Source organism: Collinsella aerofaciens, assembly GCF_005844325.1.
GTDB classification, from domain to species: Bacteria; Actinomycetota; Coriobacteriia; order Coriobacteriales; family Coriobacteriaceae; genus Collinsella; species Collinsella aerofaciens_G.
Genome location: NZ_SPFY01000004.1, coordinates 28,415 through 42,749, shown reverse-complemented (window position 1 = coordinate 42,749; position 14,335 = coordinate 28,415). Strand labels below are relative to the sequence as shown.

Genomic DNA, 14,335 nt, shown 5'->3' with positions numbered 1-14,335 from the left:
TGCCATGAGGGAGAAGCGCCCGGCGCTTGTCATCACGTTTCCTACCACGGCGGCCGCCATGGGTTGTGAATCCCTGTGCATCGAGCGCGGTCTTCCCGGGCGGACGATTCCCGTGCCCGGGGAGGTCGCTGCCGGCTGCGGTTTGGCGTGGAAGGCGTTGCCTGCCGATGAGGAACTGCTGCGCGGCGAACTCGCCGCGGCGGGCGTTCCCACCGAGGGCTTTACGGTGATCGACATGTGGGAGGTCGTGCGATGATCTACCTGGATAACGCGGCGACGACCATGCACAAGCCGCAGGCGGTCATCGATGCCGTGACGCAAGCGATGTGCTCGCTCGGCAATGCCGGGCGCGGCGCCACGTCGGGTGCCCTCGACGCCGCTCGTACCATTCACGGTTGCCGTGCCAAGCTCGCGCGCCTTTTGGGTTGCCCGAGGGCGGACCATGTGTGCTTTACGCCCAACTCTACGGCGGCGCTCAACACCGCCATCTGTGGCGTGGTGCGCCCCGGCGACCGCGTGGTCACCACGGTGCTCGAGCATAACTCCGTGCTGCGTCCGCTCAACCGCCTGGCAGCGGAGCGGGGTGTGACCGTTGAGCATGCGAGCTGTGACGCAAACGGTGTGCTCGACTACGACGAGCTCGAGCGGCTAGTCACGCCCGGTACGAGTGCCGTGGTTGTGACGCACGCCTCCAACGTGACCGGCAACGCTGTCGACATTGTGCGTGTGGCGGCCATCGCCCATGCGGCCGGTGCGCTGGTGATCGTCGATGCCTCGCAGTCTGCCGGTACGGCGCGTGTCGACATGCAGGCCATGGGCCTCGACATAGTGTGCTTTACCGGCCACAAGGGGCTCATGGGTCCGCAGGGGACCGGCGGCCTGGCCGTGGCGGAGGGCATTGACGTGGCTCCGTGGGCCATGGGCGGCACGGGCGTGCACAGCTTCGATGCGCTGCAGCCGCTTGAGTGGCCCACGCGCCTTGAGGCGGGCACGCTCAACGGCCACGGCATCGCGGGCCTTTCTGCCGGCCTCGACTTTATCGAGGCCCAGGGTGGGGTCGAGGCGATTGCTGCCCACGAGCGTGCGCTCGCTGATCGCTTCCTTGCCGGTGTGCGCAAGATTCCGGGGATTAAGCTCTACGGTGCCTTTGACCAGCAGGCGCGCTCTGCGATTGTGTCGCTCAACGTAGCCGATATCGACTCTGCCGAGATTTCGGACGCGCTCATGCAAGGGTGGGGGATTGCGACGCGCCCCGGTGCCCATTGCGCTCCGCTCATGCACCGCGCGCTGGGGACCGAGCGCCAGGGCGTCGTCCGCTTCTCGTTTGGGTATTTCAACACGGACGAGGAAGTCGACACCGCGATTGACGCTTTGCGCGATTTAGCCTGCTAGAGCGTATATACTTGCGGGACGGGCCTTTTGCCCGTCCCGTTTTTGTTTCGACCCGAAAGGTGTGCATATGGCCTCATCCGCTCCGCGCGGTTTGCGCTCCGACCATGTCGTTACCGTCGGCATTGCGCTGTTCTCGATGCTCTTTGGCGCCGGCAACCTCATTATTCCGCCGCTGCTGGCGCTGCAGGCTGGTTCTGCCACGCCGGTCGCCATGCTCGGCTTTCTCATCGCCGCCATCGGCCTGCCCGTCATGGGCTTTATTGCCGTGGCGCTTGCCGGAACGGCGCGCGAGCTTGCCGGCCGCGTGCACCCCAAGTTTGGCGAGTTCTTTGTTGCGGCAGTATATCTGGCAATCGGTCCGTGCCTTGCCATTCCGCGTACGAGTTCCACGGCGTTTGAGATGCTGGTGCCGCTACTGCCCGAGGGCGTTTCACTCGGCACGGCTCGCCTGGTGTTTGCCGTTGGCTTCTTTGTCGTCGCGTTTGCGCTCACGCTGCGTCCGGGCGTTATCACGCGCGTACTCGGGCGCATTACGGGTCCCGCGCTCATTGCGCTCATCGTGCTGGTCGTGGGTGCCGCCGTGATCTCGCCGCTGGGACCGGCTGCCGCCCCGCAAGCTCCCTATGATGCCGGTGCTGCCGTGCAGGGCTTCTTGACCGGCTACCAGACCATGGACCTGCTTGCGTCGCTCGCCTTCGGCATCATCATCGCCGAGACCATCCACGAGTTGGGTGTTACCAATGACAAACGCGTGGCCTTCGAGATTTCGCGTTCCGGTGTGATCGCCGGCGTGCTCATGGCCATCATCTACTGCGGCCTAGCGCTTGCCGGTATGCAGCTCGGCACCGTGATGCCCGACGCCACCAACGGCGCTGCAATTCTTGCTCGTTCGGCCTCCATGCACTTTGGCCTTGCCGGCACGGTTGTGGTATTTGCGATTTTCTTCCTCGCCTGCATGAACGTGTGCATCGGCCTCATCAGCTGCTGCTCGCGTTACTTCTGCGAGACGTATGTGATCGAGGGGGGAGCGGAGGCCTCCGAGGAGGCCATGCGCCGCCCCTTCGCGATTCTCGCCTTTGTGTTCGCGGCGTTTTCGTGCGTACTCTCCAACGTGGGCCTCGACGTGATCCTTATGTTCTCGGTGCCCATGCTCAACGCCTTGTATCCCGTTGCCATCGTGCTGGTGCTTATGGGCCTGGTGCACGGTTTTTGCGACGCGCATCCGCAGGTGTGGGTTTGGGTCGGCGGCGTTGTCGCGGTGCAGAGCGTGATTACCTCGGTTCGAGACGCGTTCTTTGCGGGTGCGTGGCTGCCGTTCGATGCGCTGCCGCTGGCGGACATTGGAGCCGCGTGGGCGCCGGTTGCCGTGGTGGCGTTTGTGATCGGTCTGCTCCACAGCAAGTTTGTCGCACATTCGAGGAGCTAGGGTTTCTGCGCTTGCACAGGCGGGGAGTCTCCCCTATAATTTCCTTCGCTTTGGGACACGCAAGGTTTAGACCTTAGCTGCTCAACACCTTCGGGACGTGGCGCAGTTTGGTAGCGCGCCTGCTTTGGGAGCAGGATGTCGCAGGTTCAAATCCTGTCGTCCCGACCATATCTTGCGGGCGTAGTTCAATGGTAGAACCCCAGCCTTCCAAGCTGATGACGCGGGTTCGATTCCCGTCGCCCGCTCCATAAGATAGCTTAACGGCTCTGATTCCCTTTGGGATCAGAGCCGTTTTCGTAAACGTGCCGGGGACCCCACATCCCCACCTAAGTTGCGGTGAAATACGGACTGTTTTTCGGCTTTTATGGCCCATGTAGTCCGTATTTCACCGCAACTATTTGTAAGGTTGGATTTTGATGCCGTTGGGAGGATCGTAGCGACCGTCTACCGAGAGTGGAAATATTTTTTGAAGCTCTGACCTGCGACGTCAAGCTTTTGGTCAGCTTTTGGCAAGGCCTGCGGACGGAAGCATGCGATAGCGTAATGGTATTCTCTCCGCCGTGATGGTTATGGGGTTGGCCATGCTCGATAAAGGCAAACATTTTCCGCAGTCCTATGCAAGGATGCTATTCTCGGCCGTTGGAATTCATCAAGATGGACAGCTGCTTATAACAATTGATCCTTGGGATGAACGCCGTGCGCGCGAGCTTATGCAGGAAGAGCTCATGCTTCGTCTTTACAACCATGTGTATGCGGATCCGGTCTATTGGAATAATCTTGGGGTTGAAGATCGTATCTTTCAGCTGGCATCCGCTATTGCGGTCGTTGAACCGGATGCTGTGTTTTGCGGAGCGACAGCAGCGTTGCTCTACGGCATCGGCTCGGCGTATACGCTTCTGGATAAAGTGCAAGTGCTGCTGCCACGGTCTACAAGGCGTGATACGTATGAGTTCGTTGAATACAAGCGCTGGCGCCCGGGCGAAGTGTGGCGGCTTGGTCTGTTTACACTGACGGATCCGTGTCGAACGGTTGTTGATATCGCGCGATCGAGCGCCTTTCGCTATGCGCTGGGTTATGTCGATGGCTTGGCCCGTGAGTACGATGTCGAACGCGAAGAGCTGCGAGCATATGCGCAGGCAAATTGTCGAGGGCTGCATGGCATCGCGCGTGCTTTTGACGTTTTTGAGTATATGGACGGCAGGTCAGACAATGGCGGCGAGTCTGAGGCGAGAGCAGCGATGATTCTCGCTGGGGTTGCCGCGCCCGAGCTTCAAGTTGAGATAACGCGACCGGGAAACGCTGGCTATTATCTAGCAGATTATGGCTGGCAGATGCCAGACGGCTCATGGACGCTGGCAGAGCTGCATGGGCTAGGCAAGTTTGAAGACGAGGCTCAAAATGATCCAGAGCGGGCGGCGGCAAAAACGTATCGAGCGGCCCTCATGCGCGACGCGAACCTTCGCGCCATGGGCCACAACGTCATTCATTTCAAACTCTCGGACACCTACGACGTAGAATCGTTCGGTGCCATGATGCGCGGTTACGGCATTCCGACAATAAAACCCTACGCAGACTCCCGATAGCGAAATCGTTCGCGGTCCACCTTCAATAAGTTGCGGTGAAATACGGACTGTTGTGGCCTTTAAAGGCATAAATCAGTCCGTATTTCACCGCAACTCAGGTGGGGATGGGGTTAGTGGCGACCGTGATGGCGGAGTTTGTCGATGGTGGAGTCGGTGCTTCGGCTGCGGGCTTCGGCGGCGCGGTCGCGAACGTCGGCCACGGTTTGGCGCTTGCGGCGGTAATCGATCATGCCTTGGATGATGGGCTTGCTAAAGCTCACGACATCATCGTTGTAGATGGCGGTTCGGGCTGCAAGGAGGCAGTCGGTAAAGTCCATATGGGTCTTGCCAAAGAGTTTGACGGCAAGGGCGACAACGGTGGGCTCGTCGACCATGACGTCATCGAGCAGCCTTTTCATGGCCGCGGCAATCTCAACGCGGGGAACCTTATAGACGTCGCGCAGCGTGACCACGACGCGCGTGATGATTTCGGGGTAGACACGAGCGGTGCGCGTGGCGATGACCTTGGCGGCGCGCGGTGACAGGACCTCGTCGTCGTTAAGCAGGTAGCGCAGGATGACGGTCTCGTCGATGATGGTGCTACTCATGGATATCTACTTCCTCGGGACCCAAAACCGACTCATCGCTTTCTGTGGCTAGGTATTCAATCCAGGCATTGCGCTCCTCGGCGCGGCGATTGGGGTCACCATATGCTTTGAGCGATCCATAGGCGGCGGTGCCGTCCTTTGAGCGCACGGCGACCGGCTGAAAGGGGAGCTTGCGCATCAAAATGCTTTGCGCGACAAATAAGCGGACAGCCTCGGCGAGCGATGTGCCCATGGCATCGTAGAGATGCTCGGCATGCTGCTTGTCTTCCTCGCGAATGCGCACCTGCAGGATGGCTCTTTTTTGAGTCGATGACATCACTGGCCCCCTTAATGAGCGTGCAATATAGTCGGTCAAATGCGGCATGTGCCGATACTTGAGCATCTTATAACGATTACTTTATTTCACTCAAGTTGATAACCATAAACACGAATACAAGCGTAGTACATCCAAAATGAGAGCGCATAAAAATCTCTGAGGCGTACGCATGTAATACACTCACCTTTATAGCTTCTAGAGAATAATTCCAACCTGCCAAAACCCCTGCAATACACCCGTATTGCAGGGCCTATGCTCAAGTTTGCCCCCTGCAACTGCGTATATTTAACCTGTATATCGTTGGAGGAATTCTATCGAAGTGCCTGTTTCGCCGCATGCACTCGATACGCCGATGCCGGACCACGGGCGGTCCGGGGCAACGTCGGCAGGGTCTCTCCGGCATGGGATTCAGGAGGGAGTGAACAACATGGGCAATAAACGAGTCGTGGCTGATTCTTCACGCTGCATTGGGTGCCAAACCTGTATGGCGGCGTGCATCGAGGCACACGATATTCCCGGCAACATCGCCGCGCCGCGCCTGCGCGTGACGCGTACGTACGAGATCTCCGCACCGGTGGCTTGCCATCACTGCGAGGACGCTCCGTGCGCCAAGGCCTGCCCCACGGGCGCCTTGTTCTTTGATCCAAAGAACCATCGCATCGGCATCAACGAGGACAACTGCATCGGCTGCAAGAGCTGCGTCATGGCCTGCCCCTTTGGCGCCGTGAGTGTGGCGACCACGCAGGTCCCCGTCTTGATGGGCGACGTGCGCGTGGGTTCGCAGACCAAGAGCTTCGTGCTCAAGTGCGACCTGTGCGTGGACCGTCCCGGCGGTCCGGCGTGTGCCGAGGCGTGCCCGACCAAGGGCCTCACCCTGGTAGACGAGGAGCGCCTGGCGGAACTGACTGCCGAGCGTGCCCGCGCCACCATCGAAAACGAGGCGTAAGCGTCGGGCGACAGGCCCAATGATTGTCAAATAAGTACCGAGTATTCGGTAGCAGAGAAAGGAAGGAGGGTGTCATGGAGAAGCATAAAGTGATTTGCCCGTACTGCGGCGCCGGTTGCCAGTTTAACCTCTTGGTCCAAAATGGCCAGGTCGTGGGTACCGAACCGCTCAACGGCATCACCAACCAGAGCGAGCTGTGCCTTAAGGGCATGAGCGGCTACGACTTCATCAACGACACCAAGATCTTGACTCCTCGCGTACTGCACCCGATGATCCGCCGCACCAAGGGCGCGGATCTTGAGCGCGTAAGCTGGGACGAGGCACTGGATTTCACCGCATCTAAGATGCAGGCCATAATTGACGAATATGGTCCTAACGCTGTCATGACCACCGGCTCTTCGCGAGGCGGCGGCAATGAGGCGAACTACGTCATGCAGAAGTTTACGCGTGCGTGCATCGGCACCCACAGCGTGGACAACTGCGCCCGTACTTGACACGGCCCTACTGTCCTCGGTCTGATGGACACGGTTGGTTCAGGTTGCATGTCATGCTCCATCCCCGGTATGGAGGATGCGGGCTGCATTTTCCTCTTCGGCTATAACTCTGCCGATTCGCACCCCATCGTCGCAAGGCGTATCGTGCGAGCCAAAGAAAAGGGTTGCAAGATCATCGTCGCCGACCCGCGCCATATCGAAACCGCGCGTATCGCCGATCTCTACCTTCCGATCAAGAACGGTTGCAATGTTGCGTTCCTCAACGCCTTTGCCAACTGCTTGGTCAACGATGGCCTCTACGACAAGGAATTCGTCGCCGAGCACACGAACGGCTTTGACGAGTGGTGGGAGACCATCAAGAACTACACTCCCGAATCCGTACAGGACATCACGGGTGTCGAGCCCGCGTTGATCCACCAAGCTGCCGAGATGTACGCCACGGCGAAGCCCTCTGCCATCATTGGCTGGGGCATGGGCGTATGCCAGCAGAAGCAGAACCTGAAGACGGTGCACACCATCGCCTCCATCGCCTGCGTTGCCGGTCAGATCGGCAAACCCAATTCCGGTCTCGCGCCCGTGCGTGGCCAGAATAACGTCCAGGGCTCTTGCGATATGGGCATGCTGCCCAACCTGTACCCTGGCTACCAGAAAGTCACCGACCCGGCAGTGCGTGCCAAGTTTGCCAAGGCTTGGGGCGTGCCCGAGGAAAAGCTCCCGCTCGAGGAGGGCTACAAGCTCACCGACCTGGGCCACCTGGTCGACGAGGGCAAGGTGCACTGCTTCTACAACTACGGCGAGGACCCGGTGCAGACCGAGCCCGATTCGGCCGGAATGCGCAAGACGCTCTCCGAGCTGGATCTGTTTATTTGCCAGGACATCTTTATGACGCAGACGACCATGCTCGCCGACGTCATCCTGCCTGCCACCTCTTGGGGCGAGCACGAGGGTGTCTTTACCGCATCCGACCGTAGCTTCCAGCACTTTGACGCGGCTGTTCCGCCCAAGGGCGAGTGCCGTCACGACTGGGAGATCTTCGCGGACCTGTCTACGCGTATGGGTTACCCCATGCACTACGACAACACCGAGCAGATCTGGAACGAGTGCATTAGCCTGTGCCCCAACTTTGTGGGCGCAACCTACGAGAAGATGGCTCCCGAGGGTGGCTACGCCCAGTGGCCCGTCAAGAGCACCGATGTGAACGACCACGGCACGGCCGACATGTTCGCTGGTGGTAAGTTCACCACCAAGGACGGCCGCGCCAACCTGATGGCGCACGACTGGGAGGCGCCATCCGAGCTTCCCGACGATGAGTACCCGCTCATCCTGTGCACCGTCCGCGAGGTCGGCCACTACAGCTGCCGCTCGATGACCGGCAACTGCAAGACGCTGGCGCTGCTCGCCGACGAGCCCGGCTTTGTCCGCATGAATCCCGCGGACGCCCAGGCGCGCGGCATCAAGAACGGCGACATCGTCTCGATTCACAGCCGCCGCGGCCAGGTATACAGCCGCGCCGACGTGAGCGATCGCATCAACAAGGGCACGGTCTATATGACCTACCAGTGGTGGATCGGCAAGTGCAACGAGCTGACCATTCACAAGGTCGACCCGGTCTCGCATACGCCCGAGGACAAGTTCTCCGCCTGCCAGGTCGACGCTATCGCCGACCAGGTCTGGGCCGAGGGCGAGGTCGAGCGTCAGTACACCGAGCTCAAGCAGGCTCTGGTGGATGCCGCCGCTCCCCAGGACGTTGAGCCCGGCGCCGCCAAGTTCGACGATGAGACGCACGTGAACCAAATCGTGTAGTCCCGTTCTCGTTGGCTTTTTGGGCCGGGCGTCCCGTACGTTCGGGAGCCCGGCCCGTTATTTTGAAAGGAAGTGGGGATGAACCGCTTCATCGACATCAACCCGGAGAGGTGCATCGGCTGCGGAACATGCCAGTCCGCCTGTGCCGACGCCCACCGGATGCAGGGTCTTCAGGATACGCCGCGTCTGGCGCTCGTGAAGACCGGCGGTATTTCGGCCGCCCTTGCCTGCCACCATTGCGAGGGTGCCCCCTGCGCTGAGGTTTGCCCGGTGAATGCCATCGAGCACGATGGCGATCGCATCCACGTCAAGGAGCAGGAGTGCATCGGGTGCAGGCTGTGCGCCATCGCGTGCCCCTTCGGAGCCATCCATCCCGATGGCACGTCTATCGCCGGTGTCGCAGGCATGTGCGACCCGACGCCTTCGTATCCTAAGTCCCTGAGCAGCCTGCTTACGTGGGCTCCTGGCCAGTACACCTGCGCTGTCAAGTGCGACCTGTGCGCCTTCGATCCGGACGGCCCGCATTGTGTGGCGGCGTGCCCCACCAAGGCACTGACCGTCATGGGCGGCGCGGCCGATCGCGAGCTCGACGAGGCCAAGCGCCTGCGCTCGATCGAAAACGGTCCCGTCGTCGACGTTACCGCTGTGGCCCAGGGCCTGTCCGAGAAAGCAGAAGGGAGCGTAAACAATGGATAGCATGACGTTGTTTATCGCATCGCTTGCCGTCTCGTGCATCGGTGCGCTCGCCTCGGTTCTGCTGATCAAGGCCGATAACGCCGCCAAGACCGCCGGCTGCCTTATCGGCGCCGTCGCCGCGGTGCTTTCGTTTGTGGCCGGTATCCAGGCCGTGCTGGGCAATGTCACGTCGGTCGATACCATCGTGTTTTTCCCGTTTGCCCATTTCCAGCTGCTGCTCAATCAGCTGTCCGGCCTGTTCGTGGCGCTCATCTCGGTGCTTGCGTTTGCCGGTTCGATCTACGGTCTCAACTACTTTGATGAGTACCCGGGCAAAAAGGGCCGCGCCGGCTTCTTCTTTAACACCTTCGTGGCGTCCATGATGCTCGTCATCACCGCCGACAACGTGTTTTGGTTCCTGGTCGCCTTTGAGCTCATGTCGCTGACCTCGTACTTCCTGGTCGTGATCGAGGAGAACGAGAACTCCATCCATGGCGGTTGGCTCTACTTTGTGATCGCGCACGTGGGCTTTGTGCTCATCATGGCGAGCTTCCTCACCATGACCAACTTCGCCGGTGGCTCGTTTGCCTTTGCGGATTTCCGCGCTACGCAGTTTAGCCCCGCGGTCGCATCCGTGTGCTTTGTGCTCGCCTTCTTTGGCTTTGGCGCCAAGGCCGGTATCATCCCGCTGCACGGCTGGCTGCCCAAGGCGCATCCCGAGGCGCCGTCCAACGTGTCGGCCCTCATGTCCGGCGGCATGATCAAGATCGGTATCTTCGGCATCCTCAAGGTGGGCCTCGACCTGCTCTCCGCCTCGGGCGTTCAGGTCTGGTGGGGCCTTATGGTCATGGTCTTCGGTGCGATCTCGTCGGTCCTCGGCGTGGCCTTCGCCCTGCAGGAGCATGACATCAAGCGCCTGCTGGCCTATCACTCCGTCGAGAACATCGGCATCATTCTGCTCGGCGTCGGCGCCTCCATGGCCGCTATGGCGCTCAACTCGGTCGGCATCGCCGTCCTGGCTCTGATGGCCGCCCTCTACCACACGTTTAACCACGCGATGTTTAAGGGCGAGCTGTTCTTGGGCGCCGGTGCACTGCTGTACTCCACGGGTACGCGCAATATGGAGAAGATGGGCGGCCTGTTCCGTCGTATGCCGGCAACGGCCATCTGCTTCCTCGTTGGCGCGCTTGCCATCTCGGCCATCCCGCCCTTCAACGGCTTTGTGTCCGAGTGGTTTACCTATCAGTCGCTGTTTAATGCCGCCATGCAGGGTGACAAGGCCGTCATGATCGTGGCCGTGTTCGCTGCCGTCGCGCTTGCCATTACCGGCGCGCTGGCCGTCACGTGCTTTGTCAAGGCCTATGGCGTTTCCTTTGCCTCCGCGCCCCGCTCCGAGGCCGCGGCCAATGCCAAGGAGGTTCCCGCCCCCATGGTGTTTGCGCAGGGCCTGCTCGCGGCCATCTGCGTCGTGCTGGGCATTGGTGCTCCCGTGATCGCTCCCGTGCTGGTCGATGTCGCCGCGTCCGTGCTGCATCCGTACGGTGGCGTGTTTGCCGCCGAGGGCATGGAGCTCATGAACCAGTACTCCGGCGCTGTCACCTCCACGCCCGCGATCGCTATTGCGCTCGTGGTGCTCGTCGGCCTTGCCTGCGGCTATCGCAAGCTCAAGACCGTCGGTAAGGTGCAGAAGTCCCAGCCGTGGGCATGCGGCTATGCTCCCAACGAGCATATGCCCGTCGTGGCCACGACCTTTGCCTCCGAGGTGTCCTGGTTTATGCAGCCGCTCTACACGCTGCGCGACCGCTGCACGGCCGTCTGCTGGTCCATCGCGCGCTTCTTCCAGAAGCTCACCGGTGTGGCCGAGGCTGTGGAGCCCGTACCCGACAAGGTTCTCGTCGATGCCCCGCATAAGGGTGTCGAGAAGCTCGCCGACCTCGCGACTAAGCTCGAGGGCGGCAACTACAGCATCTATATCTGCTACATCGTCGCGGCACTCGTGGTGTTCCTCGTGCTCGCCGTGCAAATGGGTTAAGGAGGGGAGAGCATGAACAACATCGTACTTGCCGTTCTGCAGGGCGTGGTCGTCATGGCCGTCGCGCCGTTCTTCTCCGGTCTCGGCCGCGTTATCCGCGCCAAGATGCACAACCGTCGCGGCCCCAGCATCATGCAGGACTACCGCGACCTGGCCAAGCTCTTTGCGCGCCCCGAGTCCCAGAGCGAGGACGCGAGCTTTGCGCTGCGCATTATGCCGCCGCTGTTCTTCGCCGTCGCCTTTATGCTCGCGATGGGTCTGCCGCTCTTTACGGCACAAAGCCCCATCCCGGTCTTTGGTGACGCCATCACCATCATGTACAGCCTGGCGCTCGCCCGCTTCTTCTTCGCCCTCTGCGGTGTGGATTCATCCAACGCCTACGCCGGTATCGGCGGCGTTCGCGAGCTGCTCATGAGCGTGCTCATCGAGCCGTCCATGCTGCTGGCGCTGTTTGCCGCCGCCCTGGTTTGCGGTTCCACCGACATCGCCACCATGGGCCAGCACATCATGACGGGCGCCATAGACGCGCCGGTCGCCGTGATCCTCGCCGGCATCGCCTTTGCGATTGCCTGCTACATGGAGCTCGGCAAGCTGCCGTTTGATCAGGCCGAGGCCGAGCAGGAGCTTCAGGAAGGTCCGCTCGCCGAGCTTTCCGGCCCGTCGCTTGCGATGGCCAAGCTCGCCATGTCCATGAAGCAGGTCCTGGTCGTCGCCTGGTTCTGCGCGATCTTCGTCCCCTGGGGCGAGCCAGCGACCGTGGGCGCCGCTGCCGTTCTGGGCGCGGTCATCTTCCTGGTGAAGTGCCTGATCGACTTTGTCGTATGCGGCGTGATCGAAAACTCCTGCTCGCGCTCGCGTTTTAAGGTGCTTGGCAATCAGACCTGGGCCGTCGTGGGCATCGCCGTTCTGGCGTTTGTCTTCGTGGTCGTCGGCGTGTAGGAGAAGGGAGAAACAATGTCATTTGCAGTCAGTCTGTCCCTTCTCGGCTTGGTCGCTATCGCGGCCCCGATGGTGGCCTCGGTGCTCGTCGCCCTGTTCCCCCGTCCGTACGCCAAGTGGTTCAGCGTTTTGGGTGCCGCCGTCTCGACGGTCTGCACCATCGCCCTCGCCGCGAATTTCGCTGGTGCCGGCATGCCCGACACGCAGGTCCCCCTGATCTCGTTTGGGCAGACCCTCGTCATGGGATTCACCTTCGATCGCATGAGCACGCTGCTCGCGCCCGCCTTTGTGGGTATCGGCCTGCTTGTCGTGATCTATTCGATTCCCTATATGAGCGAGAATAACCGTGAGCATCCCGACGCACCACGTCGTCGCTTCTACGCGTACCTCGCGACCTTCATCGGCGCCATGGCCGGCCTCGTGTACAGCTCGACCCTTTTGGGCCAGCTCGTGTTCTTTGAGATCACGGGTGCCTGCTCTTGGGGCCTCATCAGCTACTACATGTCGCCTACGGCCAAGAAGGCCGGCATGAAGGCCCTGATTATCACGCATATCGGTGCGCTCGGCCTGTATCTGGGCGCCGCCATCGTGTTTGCCCACACCGGCACCTTCGCCATCACCGCGATTGCCGGCCTCGACGCCAAGCTCAAGGCTATCGTCCTTCTGCTGGTGCTCTTTGCCGCTTGGGCCAAGTCCGCGCAGGTCCCCATGTACATGTGGCTGCCTTCGGCCATGGAGGCGCCGACGCCTGTTTCGGCCTATCTGCATGGCGCCTCGATGGTCAAGGTCGGCGTGTGCGTGTTCGCGCGTGCACTCGTCTCTGCCGGCGAGATTCCCGAGATCGTGGGCTGGGTCGCCATTATCGACGCCATGGTCACCATGCTCTTTGGTTTCCTTATGTACCTGCCGCAAAAGGACATGAAGCGCCTGCTGGCCTTCTCCACGATCGCTCAGCTCTCCTATGTGTTCTTTGGTCTGGGCCTTTCGGTCTTTGGCAGCCATCTGGCCTTTGATGGCGCCGTGTGCCACATCTTTAACCATGCTTTCGCCAAGACGCTGTTCTTCCTGATCGCCGGTTCGTTCTCCTTTACGCTCGGTACGCGTATGCTGCCCAAGCTTCGCGGCATCGTAAAGAAGTACCCGATCTCGGGCGTGGGCTTTGGTGTCGCCGCGCTCGCCATTGCCGGCGTGCCGCCCATGAACACGTTCTTCTCGAAGTTCCAGATCATCGCCGGCGGCTTTTCTGTGGGTGCCGGCAACGTGGCGATCCTGGTGCTCGTGTGCATCATGGTCGCCGAGACCGTCGCCACCTTTGCCTGGTTCCTCAAGTGGATGGGCTATTGCCTGCCCGGCGAGCCGAGCGAAGAGGTCGCTGCGGGAGCCCCGCTTCCCCGCGCGATGGCGTTCGTGTTCATCGTGCTCATCATCATGGTCATCGTCAGCGGCCCGCTTTCGGCCAGCTGGATCGGTTAGGAGGTAGAACGACATGGGTTATTCGATCGTCAACATCCTTGGCGGCCTTCTGATTGTCACGTCCACCATGGTGGTCGTCTCCAAGAACATCAAGCACGCCATTCGCTGGTATGCGGTGCAGTCGCTGGTGCTCGTGGGGCTTCTCGCCACGCTCGGTGTCACCACCGGTGCGCAGGAGCTGCTAATGTGGGCCGGATCTGCCTTTATCACTAAGGTCGTCCTGGTCCCTTACATCCTCAACCGCGCATACAAGAAGATGGGCGAGCCGAGCGACGCATCGCTCAAGGCCGGCCTTAAGCCCGCGTGGGCCATCTGCATCATCGCCGTCGAGGTCGCGATCTGCTTTGCCGTTGTGACGCAGATCAGCCTGCCCACGGCCGAGGTCGCAACGCCTGCGCTCGCTATTAGCTTCGCTCACTTCTTCGTGGGCCTCACCTGCATCATCTCGCAGCGCAACATCATGAAGCAGATCTTTGGATACTGCCTTATGGAAAACGGCAGCCACGTGACGCTCGCGCTTTTGGCCCCCACCGCTCCCGAGATCATCGAGATCGGTATCGCCACCGACGCCATCTTTGCCGTCATCATCATGTCCATCGTCGTGCGTCGCATTTGGGACGACTCCCACTCGCTCGATGCGCGCGACCTGTCCGAGCTGAGGGGGTAGTC

The 14,335-nt window shown here is 60.9% G+C and carries 13 protein-coding genes and 2 tRNA genes; 13 read left to right on the top strand and 2 right to left on the bottom strand.

From position 1 onward, the window contains the following. The first annotated feature begins 4 nt into the window (after positions 1-4). The 6 genes from FGQ61_RS02335 to FGQ61_RS02310 all read left to right on the top strand — a co-directional run bounded on the left by FGQ61_RS02335 (position 5) and on the right by FGQ61_RS02310 (position 4,401). The gene (locus FGQ61_RS02335; RefSeq protein WP_117847551.1) at positions 5-256 is read left to right on the top strand and encodes a putative Se/S carrier protein; all 252 of its coding nucleotides are present in this window, start codon (positions 5-7) and stop codon (positions 254-256) included. After that, a complete protein-coding gene (locus FGQ61_RS02330; protein WP_138374449.1) occupies positions 253-1,392 on the top strand; it encodes an aminotransferase class V-fold PLP-dependent enzyme in 1,140 nt (379 codons plus the stop codon). The genes FGQ61_RS02335 and FGQ61_RS02330 overlap by 4 nt, the downstream gene beginning before the upstream one ends. Before the next feature lie 67 nt (positions 1,393-1,459). Continuing rightward, on the top strand, positions 1,460-2,818 hold the full coding sequence (gene brnQ, locus FGQ61_RS02325; RefSeq protein WP_138374448.1) for a branched-chain amino acid transport system II carrier protein: 1,359 nt from the start codon (positions 1,460-1,462) through the stop codon (positions 2,816-2,818). Positions 2,819-2,909: 91 nt separating this feature from the next. Continuing rightward, a tRNA-Pro gene (locus FGQ61_RS02320) sits at positions 2,910-2,986 on the top strand. 6 nt (positions 2,987-2,992) lie between these two features. Beyond that, positions 2,993-3,066: transfer RNA gene (locus tag FGQ61_RS02315), tRNA-Gly, on the top strand. Positions 3,067-3,399: 333 nt separating this feature from the next. Further along, the gene (locus FGQ61_RS02310; RefSeq protein ID WP_138374447.1) at positions 3,400-4,401 is read left to right on the top strand and encodes a hypothetical protein; all 1,002 of its coding nucleotides are present in this window, start codon (positions 3,400-3,402) and stop codon (positions 4,399-4,401) included. Positions 4,402-4,511: 110 nt separating this feature from the next. Here FGQ61_RS02310 and FGQ61_RS02305 read toward each other — a convergent pair whose 3' ends face one another. Beyond that, complete coding sequence (locus FGQ61_RS02305) at positions 4,512-4,988, bottom strand: PIN domain-containing protein (RefSeq protein WP_195211959.1); 477 nt, start codon at positions 4,986-4,988, stop codon at positions 4,512-4,514. After that, the gene (locus tag FGQ61_RS02300) at positions 4,981-5,304 is read right to left on the bottom strand and encodes a type II toxin-antitoxin system RelB/DinJ family antitoxin (protein WP_055286157.1); all 324 of its coding nucleotides are present in this window, start codon (positions 5,302-5,304) and stop codon (positions 4,981-4,983) included. The genes FGQ61_RS02305 and FGQ61_RS02300 overlap by 8 nt, the downstream gene beginning before the upstream one ends. A gap of 427 nt (positions 5,305-5,731) precedes the next feature. On the opposite strand from FGQ61_RS02300, the gene FGQ61_RS02295 reads away from it, so the two are divergent. The 7 genes from FGQ61_RS02295 to hyfE all read left to right on the top strand — a co-directional run bounded on the left by FGQ61_RS02295 (position 5,732) and on the right by hyfE (position 14,333). Next, positions 5,732-6,250 (top strand): 4Fe-4S dicluster domain-containing protein, encoded by a 519-nt coding sequence (locus tag FGQ61_RS02295; protein ID WP_138374446.1) that lies wholly within the window; start codon positions 5,732-5,734, stop codon positions 6,248-6,250. Positions 6,251-6,324: 74 nt separating this feature from the next. Continuing rightward, positions 6,325-8,547, top strand: a complete 2,223-nt coding sequence (gene fdhF, locus FGQ61_RS02290; RefSeq protein ID WP_138374445.1) for a formate dehydrogenase subunit alpha — start codon at positions 6,325-6,327, stop codon at positions 8,545-8,547. Between the two features lie 78 nt (positions 8,548-8,625). Further along, positions 8,626-9,243 carry a 4Fe-4S dicluster domain-containing protein gene (locus FGQ61_RS02285; protein ID WP_022095203.1) on the top strand — a complete coding sequence of 206 codons (618 nt, stop codon included), beginning with the start codon at positions 8,626-8,628 and terminating at the stop codon, positions 9,241-9,243. After that, a complete protein-coding gene (hyfB, locus tag FGQ61_RS02280; RefSeq protein WP_138374444.1) occupies positions 9,236-11,254 on the top strand; it encodes a hydrogenase 4 subunit B in 2,019 nt (672 codons plus the stop codon). Before FGQ61_RS02285 ends, hyfB begins: the two co-directional genes overlap by 8 nt. Before the next feature lie 12 nt (positions 11,255-11,266). After that, positions 11,267-12,193 (top strand): respiratory chain complex I subunit 1 family protein, encoded by a 927-nt coding sequence (locus tag FGQ61_RS02275; RefSeq protein ID WP_022095201.1) that lies wholly within the window; start codon positions 11,267-11,269, stop codon positions 12,191-12,193. Between the two features lie 15 nt (positions 12,194-12,208). Beyond that, a complete protein-coding gene (locus tag FGQ61_RS02270) occupies positions 12,209-13,666 on the top strand; it encodes a hydrogenase 4 subunit D (RefSeq protein WP_138374443.1) in 1,458 nt (485 codons plus the stop codon). A 13-nt stretch (positions 13,667-13,679) separates the two neighbouring features. After that, complete coding sequence (gene hyfE, locus FGQ61_RS02265; protein ID WP_089571633.1) at positions 13,680-14,333, top strand: hydrogenase 4 membrane subunit; 654 nt, start codon at positions 13,680-13,682, stop codon at positions 14,331-14,333. Positions 14,334-14,335 lie beyond the last annotated feature (2 nt).